Origin of the sequence: Aeromonas sp. R9-2, assembly GCF_040908025.1 — a bacterium.
Classification (GTDB): domain Bacteria; phylum Pseudomonadota; class Gammaproteobacteria; order Enterobacterales; family Aeromonadaceae; genus Aeromonas; species Aeromonas veronii.
This window is the reverse complement of record NZ_JBFOCX010000030.1, coordinates 55619-76867: the sequence shown is the minus strand read 5'-3', so window position 1 is coordinate 76867 and position 21249 is coordinate 55619. Positions and strand designations below refer to the sequence as shown.

At 58.1% G+C, this 21249-nt stretch carries 20 protein-coding genes; 10 read left to right on the top strand and 10 right to left on the bottom strand.

Annotated elements, in window-relative coordinates; all coding sequences use genetic code 11:
- The first annotated feature begins 116 nt into the window (after positions 1-116).
- Positions 117-1088 carry a response regulator gene (locus AB5Y71_RS17065; RefSeq protein WP_021231964.1) on the top strand — a complete coding sequence of 324 codons (972 nt, stop codon included), beginning with the start codon at positions 117-119 and terminating at the stop codon, positions 1086-1088.
- Positions 1089-1162: 74 nt separating this feature from the next.
- Here the strand turns inward: AB5Y71_RS17065 and AB5Y71_RS17060 are convergent, their stop codons facing one another.
- The 5 genes from AB5Y71_RS17060 to AB5Y71_RS17040 form a co-directional block, all read right to left on the bottom strand.
- A complete protein-coding gene (locus AB5Y71_RS17060; protein WP_021231963.1) occupies positions 1163-2560 on the bottom strand; it encodes a peptide MFS transporter in 1398 nt (465 codons plus the stop codon).
- Positions 2561-2773: 213 nt separating this feature from the next.
- Positions 2774-3685: a UTP--glucose-1-phosphate uridylyltransferase GalU gene (galU, locus tag AB5Y71_RS17055; RefSeq protein ID WP_111900684.1), complete on the bottom strand. Its 912-nt coding sequence runs from the start codon at positions 3683-3685 to the stop codon at positions 2774-2776.
- A 95-nt stretch (positions 3686-3780) separates the two neighbouring features.
- Positions 3781-4101, bottom strand: a complete 321-nt coding sequence (locus tag AB5Y71_RS17050; RefSeq protein ID WP_019445026.1) for a ComEA family DNA-binding protein — start codon at positions 4099-4101, stop codon at positions 3781-3783.
- Between the two features lie 377 nt (positions 4102-4478).
- A complete protein-coding gene (gene pta / locus AB5Y71_RS17045) occupies positions 4479-6659 on the bottom strand; it encodes a phosphate acetyltransferase (RefSeq protein ID WP_005339119.1) in 2181 nt (726 codons plus the stop codon).
- 55 nt (positions 6660-6714) lie between these two features.
- Positions 6715-7917, bottom strand: coding sequence for an acetate kinase (locus AB5Y71_RS17040; RefSeq protein WP_005349210.1), 1203 nt, complete (start codon positions 7915-7917; stop codon positions 6715-6717).
- Positions 7918-8221: 304 nt separating this feature from the next.
- On the opposite strand from AB5Y71_RS17040, the gene yfbV reads away from it, so the two are divergent.
- Positions 8222-8662, top strand: a complete 441-nt coding sequence (gene yfbV, locus AB5Y71_RS17035; RefSeq protein ID WP_368172059.1) for a terminus macrodomain insulation protein YfbV — start codon at positions 8222-8224, stop codon at positions 8660-8662.
- Between the two features lie 59 nt (positions 8663-8721).
- On the opposite strand, the gene AB5Y71_RS17030 is transcribed toward yfbV, so the two are convergent.
- From AB5Y71_RS17030 to AB5Y71_RS17020, 3 genes are all read right to left on the bottom strand, one after another.
- On the bottom strand, positions 8722-9222 hold the full coding sequence (locus tag AB5Y71_RS17030) for a YfbU family protein (protein WP_005341125.1): 501 nt from the start codon (positions 9220-9222) through the stop codon (positions 8722-8724).
- A 163-nt stretch (positions 9223-9385) separates the two neighbouring features.
- Complete coding sequence (gene bcp, locus AB5Y71_RS17025; RefSeq protein ID WP_005358255.1) at positions 9386-9850, bottom strand: thioredoxin-dependent thiol peroxidase; 465 nt, start codon at positions 9848-9850, stop codon at positions 9386-9388.
- Between the two features lie 24 nt (positions 9851-9874).
- Positions 9875-10408, bottom strand: a complete 534-nt coding sequence (locus tag AB5Y71_RS17020; protein ID WP_005349229.1) for a glycine cleavage system protein R — start codon at positions 10406-10408, stop codon at positions 9875-9877.
- A 205-nt stretch (positions 10409-10613) separates the two neighbouring features.
- Here AB5Y71_RS17020 and dapA point away from each other — a divergent pair, with 205 nt between their 5' ends.
- The 3 genes from dapA to AB5Y71_RS17005 all read left to right on the top strand — a co-directional run bounded on the left by dapA (position 10614) and on the right by AB5Y71_RS17005 (position 13892).
- Entirely contained in the window at positions 10614-11501 is an 888-nt protein-coding gene (dapA, locus tag AB5Y71_RS17015; RefSeq protein WP_005349232.1) for a 4-hydroxy-tetrahydrodipicolinate synthase, read from the top strand.
- On the top strand, positions 11494-12621 hold the full coding sequence (gene bamC / locus AB5Y71_RS17010; RefSeq protein WP_005349235.1) for an outer membrane protein assembly factor BamC: 1128 nt from the start codon (positions 11494-11496) through the stop codon (positions 12619-12621). The genes dapA and bamC overlap by 8 nt, the downstream gene beginning before the upstream one ends.
- Positions 12622-12788: 167 nt before the next feature.
- Positions 12789-13892, top strand: a complete 1104-nt coding sequence (locus tag AB5Y71_RS17005; protein WP_040065098.1) for a phosphoribosylaminoimidazolesuccinocarboxamide synthase — start codon at positions 12789-12791, stop codon at positions 13890-13892.
- A gap of 126 nt (positions 13893-14018) precedes the next feature.
- Here the strand turns inward: AB5Y71_RS17005 and AB5Y71_RS17000 are convergent, their stop codons facing one another.
- The gene (locus AB5Y71_RS17000; protein ID WP_107682604.1) at positions 14019-14621 is read right to left on the bottom strand and encodes a short chain dehydrogenase; all 603 of its coding nucleotides are present in this window, start codon (positions 14619-14621) and stop codon (positions 14019-14021) included.
- A gap of 97 nt (positions 14622-14718) precedes the next feature.
- On the opposite strand from AB5Y71_RS17000, the gene AB5Y71_RS16995 reads away from it, so the two are divergent.
- The 4 genes from AB5Y71_RS16995 (at position 14719) to AB5Y71_RS16980 (ending at position 17640) form a co-directional block, all read left to right on the top strand.
- Positions 14719-15618 carry a LysR family transcriptional regulator gene (locus tag AB5Y71_RS16995; RefSeq protein ID WP_368172074.1) on the top strand — a complete coding sequence of 300 codons (900 nt, stop codon included), beginning with the start codon at positions 14719-14721 and terminating at the stop codon, positions 15616-15618.
- Between the two features lie 71 nt (positions 15619-15689).
- A complete protein-coding gene (locus AB5Y71_RS16990; protein WP_368172058.1) occupies positions 15690-16331 on the top strand; it encodes a DUF2057 domain-containing protein in 642 nt (213 codons plus the stop codon).
- Positions 16332-16405: 74 nt separating this feature from the next.
- Complete coding sequence (locus AB5Y71_RS16985; protein ID WP_005358267.1) at positions 16406-16852, top strand: HIT domain-containing protein; 447 nt, start codon at positions 16406-16408, stop codon at positions 16850-16852.
- Positions 16853-16941: 89 nt separating this feature from the next.
- A complete protein-coding gene (locus AB5Y71_RS16980) occupies positions 16942-17640 on the top strand; it encodes a DUF3334 family protein (protein ID WP_021231953.1) in 699 nt (232 codons plus the stop codon).
- 67 nt (positions 17641-17707) lie between these two features.
- Here the strand turns inward: AB5Y71_RS16980 and AB5Y71_RS16975 are convergent, their stop codons facing one another.
- On the bottom strand, positions 17708-18694 hold the full coding sequence (locus AB5Y71_RS16975; RefSeq protein ID WP_199428625.1) for a DUF2860 family protein: 987 nt from the start codon (positions 18692-18694) through the stop codon (positions 17708-17710).
- 206 nt (positions 18695-18900) lie between these two features.
- On the opposite strand from AB5Y71_RS16975, the gene arcB reads away from it, so the two are divergent.
- The gene (gene arcB / locus AB5Y71_RS16970; RefSeq protein WP_005339096.1) at positions 18901-21213 is read left to right on the top strand and encodes an aerobic respiration two-component sensor histidine kinase ArcB; all 2313 of its coding nucleotides are present in this window, start codon (positions 18901-18903) and stop codon (positions 21211-21213) included.
- The last annotated feature ends 36 nt before the right edge of the window (positions 21214-21249 follow it).

Here is a 21249-nt window from a genome sequence, read left to right as displayed (position 1 = left end):
TTTGATGCCATCGTATGATCGAGGTCTACTTTTGACGCAGGGTTTCCGCGCTGACCGTACTTTTGAGCTAGTCTTAATACCTAAATAACCAATTGACTAATAAGAGCTTTATCAAGATGTCAAAAGCCGGGCTACGGATCCTGGTGGTGGAGGACGAGGCCGTTTTTCGCCACTCGTTAGTGAGTTACCTCGCACGGGACGGGGCAACGGTGTTTCAGGCCGAAGATGGTATTGAGGGGCTATCGGCGGCGGCCCTCTACCATCCCGATGTGGTGCTCTGCGATCTCAATATGCCCAATATGGATGGCCACGAGGTGATCGCCTGCCTCTCTGCGCGCTATCCCCATATTCCGGTTATCGTCATTTCGGCCCAGAGCACCATGGAGGCGGTCGCCAGCGCCTTGCGTGCCGGTGCGCGGGACTATCTGCTCAAACCTCTTGAGGATTACGCGCTGGTAGAGCGCAGCATCGAACAGTGTCTCAACGGCAGCGTCAACCGGGCGCAGCAGCTGGAGCTGATGGATCACATCGACTATTTCAGTGCCCATGACAAGGCGGCTAGCCGCCTGCTGGCGGGGCTCAAGCCGCCGGGCTTGCAGGAGTGGGGTCCCTGGCAGGTCACGTTCAAGGGGCTGGGGCAGTTGTTTATTCCAGATACCTTCAAGGTGGAAGACAAGCTGCTGGTGCTGGTGATGGAGCTGCCGATCATGGGGACGGATGCGGCATTTTGTGGTGCGCTGGTGCGATCCTTGATGAACGTCCCCTACCGCCAGTTTCAGCAGAACGAGAGCCGGTTGCTGAGCCAGCCGCACCGGTTGCTCGACTACCTCAACCATCAGTTGATGGCGTCAGGGCTTCGCCACTCTTTTGCCATGGCGGCGCTGCTGTTTGATCAGCATGATGGGTTGGTGTTTGCCAACGCCGGGCTTACCTCTCCCCACTGGCTGATGCGCTCAGGCGGCCTACCCCTTGGCCTGATGCGCAGCAGCCACTACGCCCTGCACAAACGCAGCTGGCATGAACCGTTCGCCCTGCAGTTTCGCAGCGACAGCGGCGGCTCGCTGGATGTGCAGGTTCGTCATCACTGATGCCGCCTGATAAACAGGCTAAAACAAACAGGGCGCCGATGGGCGCCCTGTTTGTTGTTTACAATCCTGACCGTTTAGACGGTGGCGGATTGCAGTTTCTTCTCTTGAGCTTGCGGCTCTTTGGCCGGGCCTTCGGCACCGTGCATCCAGTAAACCAGGCGGTTGGCCATGGTCAGCAGGATCAGGGCGCTCAGTACCGCCGCCAGGGCGATGCCACCGAAGATGGCGATCGGACCGGCTTCACCAACGAAGGAGCCGATAAAGCCCGCAGCGTAGTTGGCCAGGGCAACGAAGCCAAACCAGGCGCCCATCATCAGGGAAGCCAGACGCAGCGGAGCCAGCTTGGTCACCATGGAGAGGCCAATCGGGGAGAGGCAGAGCTCGCCCAGGGTGTGGAACAGGTATGCGCCAACCAGCCAGAACATGGAGGTCTTGACGGTGTTGTCACCACCCTGCTGCAGCACGGCACCGACCATGAACAGGAAGCCGATAGCCAGGAACAGCAGACCCATGGCGAATTTCACCGGAGAGTTCGGCTCTTTCTTGCCGAGCTTGATCCAGATGGCCGCAACGACCGGTGCCAGAGTGATAATGAAGAAGGGGTTCAGGGACTGGAACCAGGCGGTCGGCACTTCGAAGCTGCCGATCATGCGGTCGGTATACTCCTGGGTGTAGAGGTTCATCAGACCACCGGCCTGCTCGAAACCGGCCCAGAAGATGATAGTGAACAGACCCAGTACCAGGATAACCTTGATGCGATCCACTTCCTGCTTGGTCAGCGGTGCTTTCTGTTCGGTAGTACGCAGGGCGGCTGCGCGCTGGGCGGCAGTGACGCGACCGATGTCACCCAGGAAACGTTGGGCCATGGTGGCCTGGATCACCAGAGAGAGCAGCATACCGATACCGGCGCCGACGAAGGCTGCTTGCCAGCCGTAGGCAGTCGCGGCAGCACCACAGATCACACCTGCCAGCAGGGAACCCAGGTTGATACCCATGTAGAAGATGGTGAAAGCACCATCACGGCGGTGATCGCCCTCTTCATAGAGGTCACCCACCATAGTGGAGATGTTCGGTTTGAACAGGCCGTTACCCACGATCAGCAGCGCGAGGCCCGCGTAGAACATGGTGTTGACCATATCCGGGAACATGGCGTGGGGCAGTGCCAGAGTGAACTGACCTGCGGCCATCAGCACGGCACCGATCAGAATGGCGCGACGTTGACCCAGGAAGGTGTCAGCCAGCCAGCCGCCGATCAGCGGAGTGATATAAACCAGACCGGTATAGATACCGTAGAGTTTGAGGGCATCTGCCTGACTCCAGCCCAGACCGCCGTTGGCAGTCAGGTCGGTCAAATAGAGCACCAGCACGGCACGCATGCCGTAATAGGAGAATCTCTCCCACAGTTCGGTACTAAAGAGCAAAAAAAGCCCTTTAGGGTGACCTAAAAAGGTCCCTTTTGACGGGTTATTCATTGGAACTTCCACCTGTGTCTTATATTTTTTTGAGTTTTTTATGCAAGGGCGAGAAACACGCCTCAATCCTTATAGAGCATGTGTGAATAAATTACAACATTATGATTTGCTGAGAGTTTATTTACTCTTGATTGATTTTTTGTTGCAAAAATGAAAAAGGAGCATCATTTGATGCCCCTTAAATACGTCTATAAAAAACAGATTTATCAGCGATTACAACTGCTTGACGAACTGCTTCAGCCAGCCGATGAATTCACCATTTAGCTCGTGATGGCGCACACCATATTCCACATTGGCTTTCATGTAACCCAGCTTGCTGCCGCAATCGTGGCTCTTGCCCTTCATGAAGTAGGCGTTGACTTGCTCCTGCTCCATCAGCATGGCGATGGCGTCAGTCAGCTGGATCTCGTCACCGGCACCGGCCGGGGTTTTCTCCAGCAGCGGCCAGATATTGGAGGAGAGGACGTAACGACCCACCACCGCCAGATTGGAGGGGGCTTCGTCACGGGGTGGCTTCTCGACAATGGCCTGCATCGGCAGGGACATCCCCTCGCTCAGGGCCTCGCCCTTGATGTCGGCGATGCCGTACTTGTCCACTTCGCTCTCCGGAACCGCTTCCACCATGATCTGGCTGATCTGGTTCTCTTCGAACATGTGCACCATCTCGGCCAGGTTGTCTTTTTTCGGGTCGCTGGCTACTTCATCAATCAGTACATCCGGAAGCAGCACGGCAAACGGGTTGTCACCGATCAGCGGGCGGGCGCACAACACAGCGTGGCCCAGACCTTTGGCCTCACCCTGACGGACGTGCATGATAGTGACGTCTTTCGGGCAGATCTGTTGCACCTCTTCCAGCAGTTGACGCTTGACCCGCTTCTCGAGGGTAGCTTCCAGTTCGAAACTCTTGTCGAAGTGGTTTTCGATGGAGTTCTTGCTCGAGTGGGTGACCAGCACGATCTCTTTGATCCCGGCGGCGATAGCTTCGCGCACTACGTACTGGATCAGCGGTTTGTCGACCACCGGCAACATCTCTTTCGGGATGGCCTTGGTGGCTGGCAGCATACGGGTACCCAGACCGGCTACCGGGAGCACGGCCTTACGAACAACAAGAGGAGTCTTTTTCATGGAAAACTATCCAGCGGGATTAAAGTGCGGCAATCATACCCCAAGAAAAATGGGGCAGCCACAGGCTGCCCCATTTGCAACTGATCCATTCGACTTTATTTGACTATTATCATGTCACGGTTGGCTTCCAGCGTGGCCGGGCCAATGCCATTGACATCCGCCAGCTGATCGACCGAGGTGAACTTTCCCTGTTTTTCCCGATAGTCGACGATGGCTTGTGCCTTCTTGTCGCCAATCCCTTTCAGGCTGGTGAGTTCGGCAAGGGTGGCCGTATTGATGTTCAGCTTACCGGTCTCCTTGGCGACCTCGGTCGTGGTTGTTTGCTTGGGTGCTGCCTTATCTGCGGCCAGCACAGGTTGGCTGAACAGGGGCAAGCAGGCCAGCAGCATGATTGCAGAGAGCTTCTTCATCAGCATTTCCATTCCTCCATGATGTGGATATTGCCGAGTGGCACCTTGATGAATAGCGTATCGAACGGGTCTTTTTCACTGCTATTTCTAACAGGTCAAATCCTCATGCCGATGGCGAAATATTTGCTATAAGCGCTTCACTACGAATGCCCTCATAAATCCAACCGTATGATCTTGAATCTATTTTAGATGCATCATAAAGGTGGTGGGCACGCTTTCCCGCGGCGCTACGCTCGAGACATTTCTGGCACATCACATGGCATTATTCTGTGCAAAACTGCACTGATGGCATGTTTCACTGGTCTTCAAAAGAGAACCAATAAAAAAGGCTGCTCACCTGGGGTGAGCAGCCTTTGTGATCGGTTTTTTCAGACAGGCACTGATTAGGCTTGTTCGTCAGCCTGGGCAGCCTGGATACCGGTCAGGGCGATGGTGTAGACGATGTCGTCAACCAGGGCGCCACGGGAGAGGTCGTTGACCGGCTTGCGCATGCCTTGCAGCATCGGGCCGATGGAGACCAGGTCAGCGGAGCGCTGCACCGCTTTGTAAGTGGTGTTACCTGTGTTCAGGTCAGGGAAGACGAACACGGTGGCTTTACCGGCAACCGGTGAGTTCGGTGCCTTGGACTTGGCCACGTTCTCCATGATGGCCGCGTCGTACTGCAGGGGGCCGTCGATGATGAGGTCGGGGCGCTTGGCCTTGGCCAGCTCGGTCGCTTCACGCACTTTCTCTACATCGGCACCGGCGCCAGAGGTACCGGTGGAGTAGGAGATCATGGCTACGCGCGGCTCGATGCCGAACGCGGCAGCGGAGTCGGCGGACTGGATAGCGATCTCGGCCAGCTGCTCGGCAGTCGGATCCGGGTTGATCGCGCAGTCACCGTAGACCAGAACCTGGTCAGGCAGCAGCATGAAGAAGATGGAGGAGATCAGGGAAGAGCCCGGCGCGGTCTTGATGATCTGCATCGGCGGACGGATGGTGTTGGCAGTGGTGTGCACCGCGCCGGATACCAAGCCGTCAACTTCATTGCGCTCCAGCATCATGGTACCCAGTACCACGTTGTCTTCCAGCTGCTCGCGGGCAACCACTTCGGTCATGCCCTTGTTCTTGCGCAGCTCGACCAGACGCGGCACATAGCGCTCGCGCACAACGGCCGGATCGATGATCTCGACGCGATCGGTCAGAACTACACCCTGCTGCTCGGCAACACGACGGATCTCTTCCGGGTTACCCAGCAGTACCGGACGGGCAATGCCACGCTCGGCACAGATGGCGGCAGCCTTGATGGTGCGCGGCTCGTCGCCTTCCGGCAGCACGACACGCTTGTTGGCCTGACGGGCCAGCTCGGTCAGCTGATAACGGAACGCCGGCGGGCTCAGGCGACGGGAACGGGTAGAGCTGACGGTCAGCGACTCGATCCAGTGCTTGTCGATGTGGCCAGCGACGTAGTCCTGTACCAGCTCGATACGCTCGCGGTCATCTTCCGGAATATCGACGTTGAAGTTCTGCAGGCTGACGGCGGTCTGCCAGGTGTTGGTACCGGTCATCATGATCGGCAGGCCGGTGGCCATAGCCTGTTGGCACAGCGCCATGACCTGCGGCTCCGGATGATAGTTACCGGTCAGCAGCAGGGCGCCCAGCTTGACGCCGTTCATGGCTGAGAGGCAGGCAGAGACGATGACGTCAGAGCGGTCGCCGGAGGTGACCAGCAGGCTGCCCGGACGGAAGTGCTCGACCATGTTATGGATGGAGCGGGCACAGAAGGTCACGGTCTGCAGACGGCGGCTGTCCAGCTCGCCCTTGTGCAGGATCTTGGCGGCCAGATGCTTGGCGAGATCCTTGGCGCGCGGGGCGATCAGCTGGGTGTTCCAGGGGATGCAACCCAGGATGCGCAGCGGGCTCTTGCCAAACACTTGCAGCACTTCCAGGTTGTGAGCCGCGTCGGAAGCGTGGTGATGGGCTTCGAACATCTCGGTCAGGTCAGGGCGGGTTACGCCATGCTCGTCAACCGGCGCGCCAACCTTGTTGATTACGCAACCAACGATACGGGGGTTGTTGACACCACCGAAGTTGGAGCAGGCCAGTTCGATGCGCTCTTTCAGCTTCTGGCTGGAGTCATGGCCCGGGTGGGTCACGAATACCATGTCGGCATCCAGAGCTTTAGCGACGTCGTAGTTCAGCTTGTTGGCAAAGGGCTGCTTGTCGGTCGGCACCATACCTTCGACAACCAGCACTTCGGCACCACTGGATTTCACGTGCTCTTCGAAGCGGGCAACGATCTCTTCCAGCAGGATGTCGGTGTTGCTGGAGCTGATCATGTTCTCGGCGTAGGAGAGGGTGAAGGGCTCGGGCGGATTGATGTTGGCAGCTGCGCGGATAACGGCGGTTGAGCGCTCGGCACCGGTTTCACCCGGACGCGGCTGGGCAACCGGTTTGAAGAAGCTGACATTGACACCGTGGCGTTCCATGGCGCGAACAACGCCCAGACTCACGGAAGTTACGCCGACACCAGTGCCGACCGGGATAAGCATAATAGTGCGTGCCACTTTATACCCCTTGTTCATTTTTTGGGATCAGGAAAAGGCCGCCCTGGTGGGCGGCCTCGAGTTACTGCGTCAATTAAGCGCCGACCAGTTCCAGCGCGTCGTGGGCGATAACCCACTCTTCGTTGGTCGGGATAACCAGGGCCTTGGTAGAGCCAGCCTTGGTGATCTCGCCACCCTTGCCGAAACGAGCCTTCAGGTTGGCGTCGTGATCAACGTCAAAGCCCAGCAGACCCAGCTTGTTCAGGGTGATTTCACGGATCGGGGCGGAGTTTTCACCGATACCACCGGTGAAAACAACGGCGTCCAGACGACCGTCCATGGCGGCAGCGTAGGCGCCGATGTACTTGGCCAGGCGATAGCAGTAAACGTCCATAGCACGCTTGGCTTCTTCTTTGCTGTCGTAGTTGTCTTCAACAAAACGGCAGTCGGAGGTCACTTCAGTCAGACCCTGCAGGCCGGACTCTTTGGTCAGCATGGTGTTGATATCGGCCACGCTCATGCCCAGCTTGTCGTGCAGGAAGAAGATGATGGCCGGGTCCAGATCGCCGGAGCGGGTACCCATCACCAGACCTTCCAGCGGGGTCAGACCCATGGAGGTATCAACGGATTTGCCGTTCTTGATAGCGCAGACGGAACCGCCGTTGCCCAGGTGGCAGTTGATGATGTTCAGCTCTTCAACCGGCTTGTTCAGCTGCTTGGCTGCTTCCAGGCTGATGTAGTAGTGGCTGGTGCCGTGAGCGCCGTAGCGACGGATGCCGTTCTCTTTGTAGAGCTTGTACGGCAGGGCGTACAGGAAGGCTTCTTCCGGCATGGTCTGGTGGAACGCGGTATCGAATACGGCCACGTTCTTGTCAGCCAGCGCCGGGAATACGCGGCGAGCTTCACGGATACCGATCAGGTGAGCCGGGTTGTGCAGCGGTGCGTACGGAACAGCAGCTTCGATGCCGGCGATCACGTCTTCGCAGATGACAACGGAAGAGGTGAAGCGCTCGCCACCGTGAACAACACGGTGACCGATGGCGATCAGGTTCTTGGACAGTTCCGGATTGAGCGGCAGGATCTTGTTGACGATGAAGTCCAGCGCTTCCTGGTGAGCGGCACCCGCGCCCAGATCGGCACTGCCTTTCTCGCCATTCAGTTTCCACTTGATGCGGGCATCGTCGAGGTTGAAGCACTCGGCCAGGCCGGACAGCAGGTCATCACCGGTGGTTGCGTCAATGACGGCAAACTTCAGGGAAGAGCTGCCACAGTTAAGAACAAGAACCAGCTTACTCATGAATAAATCCTATCGCAGATTGGGTTGTGTAGGCGGATGCGTTGGACGCGGTGCGGCCAAAAACTTTCAACTTATCCTTATGAGGGTTGGCAATCTGTTGCTTGCCCCTTGTATAGTGATACAAGACCCGAAATCCAGACGTCCCTGACAGGTCAATAGCAAGAAGCTTTTGACGCAAAAATGGGCGTACAAAGGATAACCCGATTGTTGAAAAATAACAAAGTCATCCTCAACCTTTGTTACTTTGCATCAAATTTTGTCGAGGTTTTGCCGTTGGTACGTTCAAAAAGCGCTCGGAGGTAGTATGAGCATGAACATTTTTGGAACTAAGTTACAGCAAGGCCGCCATTATATGACGCTTTGGCCGCGCCGTCCCGAGCTCAATTCGATGTTTCCTGAAAATCGGGTGATCAAGGCGACCGAGTTCGCCCTCAAGGTGATCCCCGCGCTGGCGGTGCTGAGCGTGATGCTGCAGTTCCAGTTTGGCGAGCTGCACTACTGGCCCTCCGTCATCACCTCGGTGCTGTTTCTGCTCAGCTTGCCGCTGCAAGGTTACTACTGGCTCGGCCAGCGTGCCGACACCCGCTTGCCCCCGTCGCTGGCGAGCTGGTATCGGGAGATCAACGACAAGATGAACGAGCAGGGTGGCCGCCGCCAGCTGGTTTCCCAGCCGCGCTATGAAGAGCTGGCCGATACCCTCAAGGCCGCCTTCCAACAGCTCGATAAATCCTTTCTCTACGAATAACCTGTTTCAGATGCCAAAAGGCGCCAGTGGCGCCTTTTTTGTTGCGGTCGGTGTGTGGATCAGGCCGCCAGCACCTTGCGGATCTCCTGGATGGAGAGCTTGTACTGACGAGGGCACTGACGCCACACCTGCAGCATCCGCTGGTACTTGTCGCGCATGGCGATGTCGCTGGAGAGCTCGTCGCACGGGCACTTGAGCTCGGGGAAGCGCTTGTCCACCTCCAGCAGGAAGCAGACGTAGTCAGCCAGCTCACGCTCCTGGCTGCGGCTGTAGCCGTTGAACTCCAGACGGCTGGCGTTGATCTCGCCCTGATCGGCTGCATCCAGATTGCCCCATGAGATGGCCAGTGCGTGGTGCAGCTCCAGGGTGTCGATCACCTCTTGGCAGGTCGCCAGATCCAGATGGCCGAAGCTCTTCTCCAACTCGAGGATCTGCAGGCAGTAGCCGCGCTCGATGATGGTGCTGGCGCGTTGGTAGACGTCCGCTTTCTCCGGATTGAGTTTCGCCAGAATTTCGTACTGGTTGCTCAGGATCAAACGCTCAGTGTTGCTCATGTTCATGGGATATCTCGCTGGAAGATGATTCTGGGGTCACGTTAACCCATATATAAAATGAATTTTTTGATCTGGGCGGGGGAGTTGGTGAGAAAAATCCGCTGGCAAGGGGCGGCTGACCAGACGAAAAAGGCCTGCATGGCAGGCCTTTCAATGACGCAGGGGAGGGTTATCCCTTGAGGAAATCCAGTACCACCTGATGGTGATCGCTGGTTTTGAACTTGTCGAAGTGGTGGGCAATCTTGCCCTCTTCATCGATCAGGAAGCTCTGGCGGTGAATGCCGTCATACTCCTTGCCCATAAATTTCTTCGGGCCCCAGACGCCAAAGGCATCGGCGACGGCGTGGTCTTCATCAGCCAGCAGGGTGAAGTTGAGCTGGTCCCGCTCTTCGAACTTTTTCAGCCGTTTGGCCGGATCCGGGCTGATGCCAAGCACCACCACATTGAGGGCGGCCAACTCGGCGTTCACATCGCGCAGGCTGCAGGCCTGGGTGGTGCAGCCGGGGGTCATTGCCTTGGGGTAGAAATAGACCAGCACCTTCTTGCCGCGCAGGCCAGCGAGGCTGACCTGATTGCCATTCTGGTCGGGCAGGGAGAAATCGGGGGCGGGGCTGCCAGCTTGTAGTGGTTGCATGGGGTCTCCTCGGGTAAAACGCCCTCAGGCGTGTTTGCGATTGACGATAAACTCGAACGATTCGGCACCCAGTTGACGACAGAATTCGGCGAAGGCGGTTTGCGAACCCTCCACTTCACCCTCTCTGGCCAGATTGAGCTGAAAACTGATCTTCAGCAGGTTGAACGGCTGCTGCTCCAGGGTCATGGATTGCATCGCCTGAATGTTCCAGCCATGTTCGCTGAAGAACTGGGTGCACTGGCTTACGATGCCGGGCTCGTCGCGGATCAACAGGTCGGCACTGGCGCGGACGTCATACTGCAGGGACTGGTGACGTTCGGTGCGTTTCATCATGGTGATGAGATCCCACTCCTGGCTACGCAGGGGCAGGCTGATTTCGAGTTGCATCATGCTGTTCCAGTCGCCCGAGAGCAGCATGATAAAGGTAAATTCATTGCCGAAGATGCCAAGGCGGCTGTCCACAATGTTGCAACCACAGCCACTGACGTGGCGGGTCACTTCATTGACGATGCCAGGCCTGTCCGTGCCGATGGCCGTTACGACCAGGTAGTGAGTCATAAATCTTCTCTCGTCCGTTATTTCGTTGCGAAAGCCGCGCTGGCAAGCCAACCCTCCGGCCCTGATGACCACTCCCTGAGGGACGCTGCCGACTTTCGTCCATTACTTTTTGTTCAGGATGGTATCACGGCTTGCCCCCTCTCTCCCTTGTTTTTCAAAGGGGTCAGCTTTACCATTACGCCCCTGAAAATCGGGAGAAAAGTCCATGTTACGCGGTAGTATTGTTGCGCTCGTTACCCCCATGCTGGCTTCAGGTGAAGTCGATTGGGCCAGTCTGGCCAAACTGGTCGACTATCATGTCAGCGCCGGGACCAGCGCCATTGTTGCGGTGGGTACCACAGGGGAATCGGTGACCCTGAGCGAGCAGGAGCATATCGCCGTCGTTGAAAAGACCGTTGAGTATGCCGCCGGACGCATTCCCGTCATCGCCGGTTGCGGCTCCAACAATACTGCCCATGCCATTGAATTGGCAAAGCGACTGGCCAAAACCGGCGTGGTGGCGGGTCTCTCGGTGACTCCTTACTACAACAAGCCCACTCAGGAAGGTCTCTATCGCCACTATTGTGCGATCGCCGAGGCTAGTGGTCTGCCCCAAATTCTTTATAATGTGCCCGGTCGCACCTGTTGCGATCTCAAACCGGAGACCGTGGCCCGTCTGGCCAAGGTTCCCGGCATTATCGGTTTGAAAGAGGCAACCGGCGATTTGAGCCGCACCCCGCTGCTGCGCGAGCTGTGCGGGCCGGAGTTTGCTCTCTACAGTGGCGACGATGCCACTGGTTGTGATTTTATGCTGCAAGGTGGCGATGGCGTGATTTCGGTCACCACCAATATTGCAGCGGCCCAGATGGCCGACATGTGTCGTGCTGCGCTGGCCGGTGATGCCGGGCAGGCGCATGACATCAACAATCTCTTGATGCCGTTGCACAAGACTCTGTTCTGCGAACCGAGCCCCACCCCGGTGAAATGGGCCTGTGCCCAACTGGGGTTGATTGCAACAGCCACCTTGCGCCTGCCGCTGGTTGACCTCACCCCCGAGGGCGAGCAGCTGATGGCGCGAGCACTGACCACAGCGGAGTTGATGGCGAGTGTTTAAATCTAATGGAAAGGGAAATAGAGCCCGTCTGGTGCTGAGCGTTGCGACTGTGGCCGTCTTGGCCGGTTGCAGCACCCCCCAGGATCGCAAAATGGCCAACCGCGACTTCGGTTATGAAGATGCCCGCCTCGAGGGCCGCGCGTTCTTGATCCCCGCAGGATTGAGTGCCCCCACCTTCAACAGCCAGTACGACATCCCGCCGCTTCCCGAGAGCAGCCGTGAAGGTGCCCTCGGCGCCCAGGTCGATGTGCGCCCACCCGCTCAATTGCTGACCGTGGTACCGGGCAGTCAGGTGGTGCAGAGCGCAACCGAACCGACCGTTGCCTTCTATGCCCTGAGCACCAGCCAGAGCGTGGAGCGCGATACCTGGTCGTTCCTGATGAACTTCCTGGCCAAATACAAGGTCACCACCGAGAAGCTAGATCAGCAGGATGGCGTATTGCAGACCGGCTGGTTTGACAACACAGTCGCCCTCGATGGCTGGGGTGAAGATGACGAAGACTTCAAAATCCGTCAGCGTTACCAGTTCACCGTGCGCAACGATGCCCAGCGCCACGCCGTCAACATGTCGGTCCGGGTACTGGATCACGAAGAGACCATCGACGGCGAGACCAGCAACAAGCTGACCCCAGCCGATGCCCAGCGCTATGCCGCGCGAGTGCTGAACCAGTTCTCGCTCTATTACGACAGCCAGCTGAAAGCCCGCGAGCAGCACAAGTCCAACGATGGCATGGGTCTGCAACTGGGTCTGGACAACAACGAGCTGAGCGCCTGGATTGCCGAAGGCTCCTTTGATCAGGTGTGGCGTCGCCTCAATCAGGTACTGCCCGCTTACGGTTTCACCATCAAGGATACCCAGCAGTCTCTGGGCTGGATCGACGTCGAGTACGAAGAGCCGGGTGCCGAGTTCTGGAAGGCGAAAGGGAGCGAACCGTTCAAACTGGAGGAGGAGAAATACCGCTTCCAGCTTGGCGAAATGGCGGGAGGCAAGACCTCCATCACCCTGTTCGACAAGGACAAGAAGCCTGTATCGTCCGGGGTTATCTCCCAGATGTATATCAGCCTGTCCGAGGCGTTCGCCAAGGGGCTGGCCGATCAGGCAGCAGCAAAAGCAGAATAAATACAGGGGCCTTGTGCCCCTGTTTTGTTATCAGAATCCCCCTGAAAACGCGGGGATTCCGAGTGGTTTTCGATGATGCGAGCCCCCTTGCCAGCCCGTTGCAAACAGAGCGTGCAGGTGAGGGACTCGCGATGTTTACCCCCCACAAACAGGAAGTGTTATTAGCCATGAGTCTTGCAGATCAAGTATTGGCGGTGAATGACGATTTACCGATCCGTACCGATAAACCTGTCCATTCCGGCAAAGTGCGCAGCGTCTACTGGTTGACCCCCGAAGACAGTGCCCGGCTCATAAAAGAGAAAGGTTATGATGTGCCGGCCGATGCGCCCCTCGCCCTCATGGTGATCAGCGATCGCATCTCGGCCTTCGATTGCATCTGGCAAGGTGTGGATGGCCTGAACGGCGTACCGGGCAAAGGGGCTGCGCTCAATGCCATCTCCAGCCACTGGTTCAAGCTGTTCAAGGAGAAGGGACTGGCCGACAGCCACATTCTGGATATTCCGCACCCCTTTGTCTGGATTGTGCAAAAAGCCCGTCCGGTGATGATCGAGGCGATTGCCCGCCAGTACATCACCGGCTCCATGTGGCGTGCCTACAAGGATGGCGAGCGCGAGTTCTGCGGCATCACTCTGCCGGAAGGGCTGAAAAAGGATCAGAAACTGCCGGAGATCCTCATCACTCCCTCCACCAAGGGCGTGTTGAAAGGGCTGGATGGCGTGCCGGAAGCCGATGACGTCAACGTTTCCCGTGCCGATATCGAGCGCCACTACAAGGGCTTCAACTTCAGCAAGCCGGCCGATATCGACCGTTACGAAGTGCTGCTCAAAGAGGGCTTCAACGTCATCAGCGACGCGCTGGCCGGGCTGGATCAGATCTTCGTCGATACCAAGTTCGAGTTTGGTTACGTCCACGATGCGGCGGGCAACGAAAAGCTGATCTACATGGATGAAGTGGGCACCCCCGACAGCTCCCGTATCTGGGATGGCGCGGCTCTGCGCGACGGTCAGATTGTCGAGAAGTCGAAAGAGGGTTTCCGTCAGTGGCTGCTAAACCACTTCCCGGATCCGGACATCCTGCTCAACAAGAACCGCATGCCGGAACGTTTTGCCCTGGCCCGCGACAACAAGCTGCCGACCGAAGTGATGATGGATATCTCCAACACCTATGTCGGGATCGCCGAGAAGATCATCGGCCACAAGTTGGCGCGTTCTGCCAATCCCAAGCAGGAGATCATCGAGGTGCTGCGCGATCAGTACGGTCTGATCGACTAAGGGTTGCTCTTTTTTTGTCGCCAACAAACAAACGTTTGCTGGTGGCGATGGAGAGAGGCAGAGAAACAGACGGGCCCCGCTATGGGGCCCGTTTTTATTGCTGGTCTGGCGGCAAGCGAGCGGCGATTAGCCGTTGACCCTGAACACCTGACCGGTCTGGATGCCCAACACCGATTTTTTGTAAGCCTGCGCCACCTTGGCGGCGGGCACCGGCACGAAGCCCGGGAAGAAGTCGGCGTATTTCTCCATCGACTCCGCCAGCACGGTGGGGCTCACCACGTTGATGCGAATGCCCCTTGGCAGCTCGCAGGCGGCCGCTTTCACAAAGTGATCGATGGCGCCGTTGACGGTGCTGGCGCTCACGCCCCAGTTGATCGGCTCCTCGCTCAGAATACCGCTGATCAAAGTGATGGAGCCCTTGTCAGTCAGATAGGGAATGGCGGCTCGGGTCAGGTTGATCTGGCCCATTAGCTTGCTCTCCAGTCCCACCTGCCACTGATCGTCGGTCATCTCGGTCAGGCCGTTGAAGGCCACGCTGCCGCTGGCGACAACCAGTGCATCAAACTGGCCCACCTGGGCAAACAGCGCCTTGATGGAGGCGGGATCGCGCATGTCGACCGTGGCATCGCCACGGCTGTGGCCGACCCGGATCACCTGATGATCTTTGGCAAGCAGTTCACTGACAGCGGAGCCGACGGTGCCGGAGGCACCCACAATCACAATTTTCATCTGCATCACTCCTGGTTGGGATGTATCGATTCTAGCGCAACAGAAAATGCGAAAAAGCGCGTAAAATAAACCAATTGTTTCCATATTGGAGCTAATGATGGATATTGCCCATCTGGCCAGCTTTTACGAAGTGGTGCTGCGCGGCAGTTTCTCGGCTGCTGCCGATACGCTGGGGGTCAGCAAGGGGATGCTGAGCCGCCATGTCAGCGCGTTGGAGACCTCCCTCAATGCACAACTGTTGCAGCGCACCACCCGCCGCCTCAGCCTGACCGAGGCGGGCAAGACCCTCTATCAGCAGGCGGGGGAGATCTTCGCGCTGGCACGGCAGGCGGAGCAGGATATTCAGGCGCTGACCGAAGAGGATTGTGGCCGCCTGCGTTTTACCTGCCCGGTCAGCACCGGCGATCGGATGGTGAGCGAGCTGCTGACCAGCTTTGCCGCGCTCTGCCCGGGAGTGGAGGTGGAGCTCAACTTCACCAACCAGATGGTCGACATGAGCCAGGGAGAGAACGACATCGCCCTGCGCGCCATGAGCGAGGTGCCGGATAATCTGGTGGCCCTGCCGCTGGGGCGGCTCAAGGATGTGGTGGTGGCGAGCCCCGCACTGGTGGCGCGAGAGGGGCGTCCCGCCACTCCCTATGAGCTGAGCGGGCGCAGCTGCCTGTTGCAGGGGCACAATCCGGCCTGGGAGCAGTGGCACTTTATCCGTGAAGGGGAGGAGGCTCACATTCTGGTGCAGGGCAAGGTGCGAGCCAACCACTACAGTACCGTGTTACAACTGGCGCGTGCCGGTGTGGGCTATGCCAAGTGCCCGCTGATGCTGGTGGAATCGCTGCTGACGGCGGGAGAGCTGGTGACCGTGCTCGACGAGTGGCAGAGTGGTCTGCATCAGCTTCATGTGCTGCATGCCCAGCAGCGGCGAGTGCCGCGCAAGATCCGGCTGTTCAAGCAGGTGCTGGCCCAGTGGTTTGCCGAGCGACCCCACTACCTGCTCTGAGCGGCGTTATTTTTCTGTCATCTTCGGCTGCTACCCTGCGCCCATCATCGGCATCAGGAAGATCAGCTGGAATGAAGAGTAATAGAAGGTTGACCGGTTTTGTGCTGCTCTGTGCAGTGTTGGGGGCAGGCAGTGTACAGGCCATGGTGGACGTGAAGGTGCCGGAGAATTTCCGCATTCTCGCGGTGAGCAACGGTACCTTGCAGGACGAGCAGCATGCCACCCTGGCTGATGGCGAGCAGCAACTGCTGGTGCGCTTCGAGGGGGTGATCCCCAGTCGCAGCAGCAGCGAGAATGATCGGCAGGTACGCTCCGAGCCGCAGGTGGTGCGCTATCAGGGCAGCAATCAGCATTTGCAGCTGACGGCCAGCGTACCGGGAGACGAGCGGGGGATGCAGGCGTATGCCAAGGCTCCTGTGGTAGCGCTGCAGGAGAATGGCCGCGCGCTTGCCATCCAGCAGGACGCGCTGGTGACCAGTGGCATGCTGCTTGGGGTGGACTGGAGCGGCAAACTGGCCGAATACAACCGCAGCGGCGGCAAGGCGGCGCTGACGGCTGTCGCTGTTACTACACAACCAACGGCTACGCTCTCCGGTGGGGCGCAACCCGTTGTGGCTGCCAGCGAGCTGGAAGGGCAGTTGCAGCAGTTGTTCCTCCTGGCAGACCCGGCCCTGCGCAAGCGCTTTATCGGTTGGGCCGTCCCACAGCTTTAAGTTTTCTGCCCGTTGCAGTAACGTGGACACTCCTTTTTTCAGGCGCTCTGTTCATCGTACTCAACGAGGTTTTCATGTTTGAATTGCATTCACGCCTGCAGGCAGATACCCGGTGGCTCGGGGATCTGCCCCTCTGCCGGGTCTTGCTGGCCAAAGACAGCCAGTATCCCTGGCTGATCCTGGTACCGCGAGTAGCCAACCTGCGGGAAATTCACCATCTGGCGCCAGAGCAGCAGCAACAGCTGATGCAGGAGTCCTGCGCCGTCGCCGCCCTGATGGAGCAGGCCCTCAGCCCGGACAAGATCAACATCGGTGCGCTGGGCAATCTGGTGCCGCAACTCCATCTTCACCATGTCGCCCGCTTTGCAACGGATCGTGCCTGGCCCGGTCCCATCTGGGGTGCTCATCCGGTCGTGCCTTATGAGCCACAAGTTTTGGCCCAGCAGGCCGATATATGGCGTGCCCGGCTCGCCAAGCTGAGCGGTTTCACCCCTGTGGCTGCTGATAACGGAGTCAACTGAGAGGCGTGTCGCTATTTCAGTCTCCGGGCCGCGCCATCTGTTAGAGTTATGGTATAGATAAGCCCATTTTCGATGTTCAGGAAGGTCCCATGATAGTGACAAGATCCGATGACGATGCCGTATTGACCACAGAGGATGTGCTGCTCAGCCTGTGCAACTCGGTGACGGACGTTTTGAGTGCCGCGACCATGAGTCAGGTGCGGTTTTCCGGCATGGTGCAGCGGATCAGCAAGACCTGCCTAAAACCGGATATCGGCTGCTTCGTGCTGTTCGATGGCGGTTTTTCCGGTCTGGTGGTGATCAACTTCTCCGCCGCTGCCGCTATGGAGCTGTACGAGAGTTACATGCTCAGCATGGGACTCTCCAAGGAGGATCTCGCCATCTCCCACACCTCTGACGAGGTGAGCAACGTGATGGGCGAGCTGATGAACCAGATCGTCGGCAGCTTTACCGTCAAGGTGGGCCGGGATCTGCAGACCCACATCACCCAGAACCAGCCGAAGATGCTGGCCCTCAACAAGCAGGTGATGCTGAGCGTCGATACCAATCTCGACAGCCCGGAGTCCCGCCGCGTCACCTTCTTCACCGCCCGCAACAACATCTTCTATCTGGAGCTGGCGATGGACAAAACCGAGTTCATCCGCATCCACAATGAGGGGATGGAGCACGAGGAGCTGGATCCCGATGCGCTGATCGCCCAGGCCAAGCAGGATGCCGCCAAGCCGGTTCAGGCTGCGGCCCCGGTCGCCAACGATCACGACGATCTACTCGACTCTCTGGGTATTTGAGTCAAACGCCGGATAGCAACAAGGCCACCTTCGGGTGGCCTTGTTGTATCGGTGCGAACAACAGTTGTTAGAAGTTGTAGAGCAGGCCGGTGTTGAACATCACGGATTCAGAATCGTAGAAGTTGATGTCGGAATCGGACTTGGCGTAGCCAGCGGTAAAGGTTGCGGAGAGCGGCGCAATACCGAACAGGCGGTGCCAGAAGAAGGTACCGGTCAGGGCAAACTCGTCGGAGTCGGCGTTTTGGCCAAAGATCGGGTTGGCCTCATCATATTTGGTCTGGCCCAGATAGGCGTTGCTGACGAAAGACCACTGGGAAGCGCGCATGCCGTAGGTCAACTGGAGGCCGTTGCTCTTGTAGCTTTGGGCGCTGCCATCCAGATCGGCTTGGCGGTAGATAAAGGCTGGCTCCAGCATCTGACCGGGTGCCAGCTGCCATTTGTAGGAGAGGTCGAGGGCGTGGATCTTGCCGTTGCGATCCAGTTTGGCGGCAGTATCGGCGCCGTACTGGCTGCCGCTACGCTCCTCATCCACCTCGATGTTGCGGGTGGTCAGGCTGCCATTGAAGTTGCTCCCCCAGATGCTGTCCCAGGCGAAGCGAACCCCTTTTGACTTGATATCGGTCGACTGGCGATCAACGCCTACGGCGAAGGGATCGCTCCACTGCTCGGTCGGCATGGCATTAAAGACCACGGAGCCAGCTACGATGCCCTTGTCGCTCATCTCCTGACGGATACCGAGCTGCTGGGTGAAGTCGAAACGGATGGCATCCTGGATCAGGTTACCGAGGAAGACCTGGGTGCGGGTATCGGCAAAGGTGTAGCGGATATCGGCGTTGAGCAGCGGGGCAACGGCGGAGCTGCTCTCGGCACTGCCCAGTCCGCTCAGGCGGCGGTTTTCATCATCACCACTATAAAAATTCGATTCGTAATTGATGACATTGACCCCGCCAAGCAGGAAACCGGACCAGCCAGACTCCTTGGGAATTTCGCCCAAATCAGCATAAGCACTATTTGCGACCAGCAGGCCCAGGCCCAGCAAGGTGGTATTGCGCATCGGATAACTCCTAAATTAAATGGTGGTGAATTTTTTCGGCCGGTGAGTATAAAGAAAAAACCTTAATGGCAACTGACTCAATATTGCCAATTATCCTAACCCACTCATTTCATTCGGCGAATCGTTAATTAATTGTGCGAGATTAAGAAGAGTTCACTCGGTTGTGCTGGTATTCTGTACCGCGAATATCGGGGGAAAACAATAAGATGAAACAGATTAAATCCTGGGCGCAATATTATGTCGATCTGATGACCAAGCTGGGACTGGTGCGCTTTAGCATGTTCCTGGCGGCGGGCATTATCGTGCTGGCGGTCGCCATCCAGATGGGGGTGACCCTGTTCCTGCGCGGCAATATCGATGTGATCGACTTCGTTCGCTCGGTCTTCTTTGGCCTGCTGGTGACTCCCTGGGCGGTCTATTTTCTCTCCATCGTGGTGGATCAGCTGGAGGATTCCCGTCAGCGACTGAGCCGTATGGTGCGCAAGCTGCAAGATATGCGTGAGCGGGATCTGGAGCTCAATACCCAGCTGCAGGAGAACATCAGCCGCCTCAACGCCCAGATTGCCGAGACCAACCGGGCCGAGAGCCTGCGTCTGCAGGCTATCGAGGATCTCGAGAACGAGGTGTTCCAGCGAGAGAAAGCCCAGCTCCATCTGGGGGAGCGCACCGCTCTGCTGCGCTCCTTTATCGACTGCTCCCCGGATCTGGTCTACTACCGCAACGAGGATGAGCAGTTCTCCGGTTGCAACCGCGCCATGGAGGAGCTGACCGGCAAGGTGGAGGCCGAGCTGATCGGTCTGACCCCGTTCGATGTCTACAAGCAGGAGATTGCCAACAAGGTGGTAGAGACCGACAAGCAGGTTTTTGCCAGCAACGAGCCGCTCACCTACGAGCAGTGGCTGGAGTATCCCGATGGCCGCAAGGCTTATTTCGAGCTGCGCAAGGTGCCCTTCTTCGACCGCTTCGGCAAGCGACTCGGCCTGCTCGGCTTTGGCCGCGACATCACCGAGCGCAAGCAGTATCAGGACAAGCTGGAGAAGGCGAGCCGCGACAAGACCACCTTCATCTCCACCATCAGCCACGAGCTGCGTACTCCACTCAACGGCATCGTGGGCTTAAGCCGGATGCTGATGGATACCCCCCTCGATCCCAAGCAGCACCAGCAGCTCAAGACCATTCACCTGAGTGCGGTGACCCTTGGCAATATCTTCAACGACATCATTGACTTGGACAAACTGGATCGCCGTCGTCTCGAAATTGCGCCGACCCGTATCGATCTGCCCGCCTTCCTCGACGAGCTGGAGACCCTGTCGCGCATTCAGGCGGAGCAGAAGGGGCTCTATCTCCATTTCGATCGCGATGGCGACATGCCGCAATTCGTGATGGCTGATGGCACCCGCCTGCGTCAGGTGCTGTGGAATCTGGTGGGCAACGCGGTCAAGTTTACCGATGAGGGGGGCGTCACCGTGCGTTGCCTATCCCATCCCGCCGACGAGCCGGGCAAGCTGGCCCTGCACTTCGAGGTGGAGGATACCGGTATCGGCATCCCGCGCGCCCAGCAGGAGAAGATCTTCGCCATGTACTATCAGGTGCAGGGCAAGAAGCACGCCACCGGCACCGGCATTGGGTTGGCGGTCTCCCGTCAGCTGGTGCAGGCGATGGGCGGGCAGCTCTATGTGGACAGCGATCCGGGCGAAGGCTCCTGCTTCACCGCCGAGCTGGAGGTAGCTTGCGCCGAGCCAGTGTTGCCAGAGCAGGAGGAGGAGATGCCCTCTCTCGATATCCTGCTGGTGGAGGATGTGGAGCTTAACGTGACGGTGGCCTGCGCCCTGCTGGGCAAGCTGGGTCATCAGGTGCAGGTGGCACGGGACGGCACCCAGGCGTTGGCGATGGCCAATCCGGATGATTTCGACCTCATTTTGCTCGATATCCAGCTGCCGGACATGACCGGCTTCGATGTGGCGAAAACCCTGCTGGAGCGTTATGGCGACAGCCTGCCACCCATGGTGGCGCTCACCGCCAACTCCACCGGCGATCGCCAGTACTACCGGGATCACGGCATGCAGGATGTGATCAACAAGCCGCTTGGCTCCAAAGCGGTGCGGGAGGTGATTGGTCACCTGTTTGCCGATCTGGCCGAGGATGAAGCGGACGAGCAGGCGGATGCGGGCAATCAGGATGCCCTGCTGGATATCCCCTTCCTCACCGATTACGCCGATACCGTGGGCAAGCCGGTGCTGCTCTCCAGCGTTGATCTGTTCGAGAAGATGATGCCGGACTACATGGCAGTGCTCGACTCCAACATGATTGCCAAGGATCAAGCTGGGGTGGTGGAAGAGGCGCACAAGATAAAAGGGGCGGCAGGCTCCATCGGTCTGCGCCGTCTGCAACAGACAGCCCAGCTGATCCAGAGCCCGGATCACCCCGCCTGGTGGGAAAACGTGGAAGACTGGATTGAGACGCTGCGCCGGGAATATCCGGGCGATATCGCCCGTCTGCGGCGCTGGTTGCTGTCTTGAGGCTGGAGGTTGTCTTGAGTCTGATGGAAGTTGCTG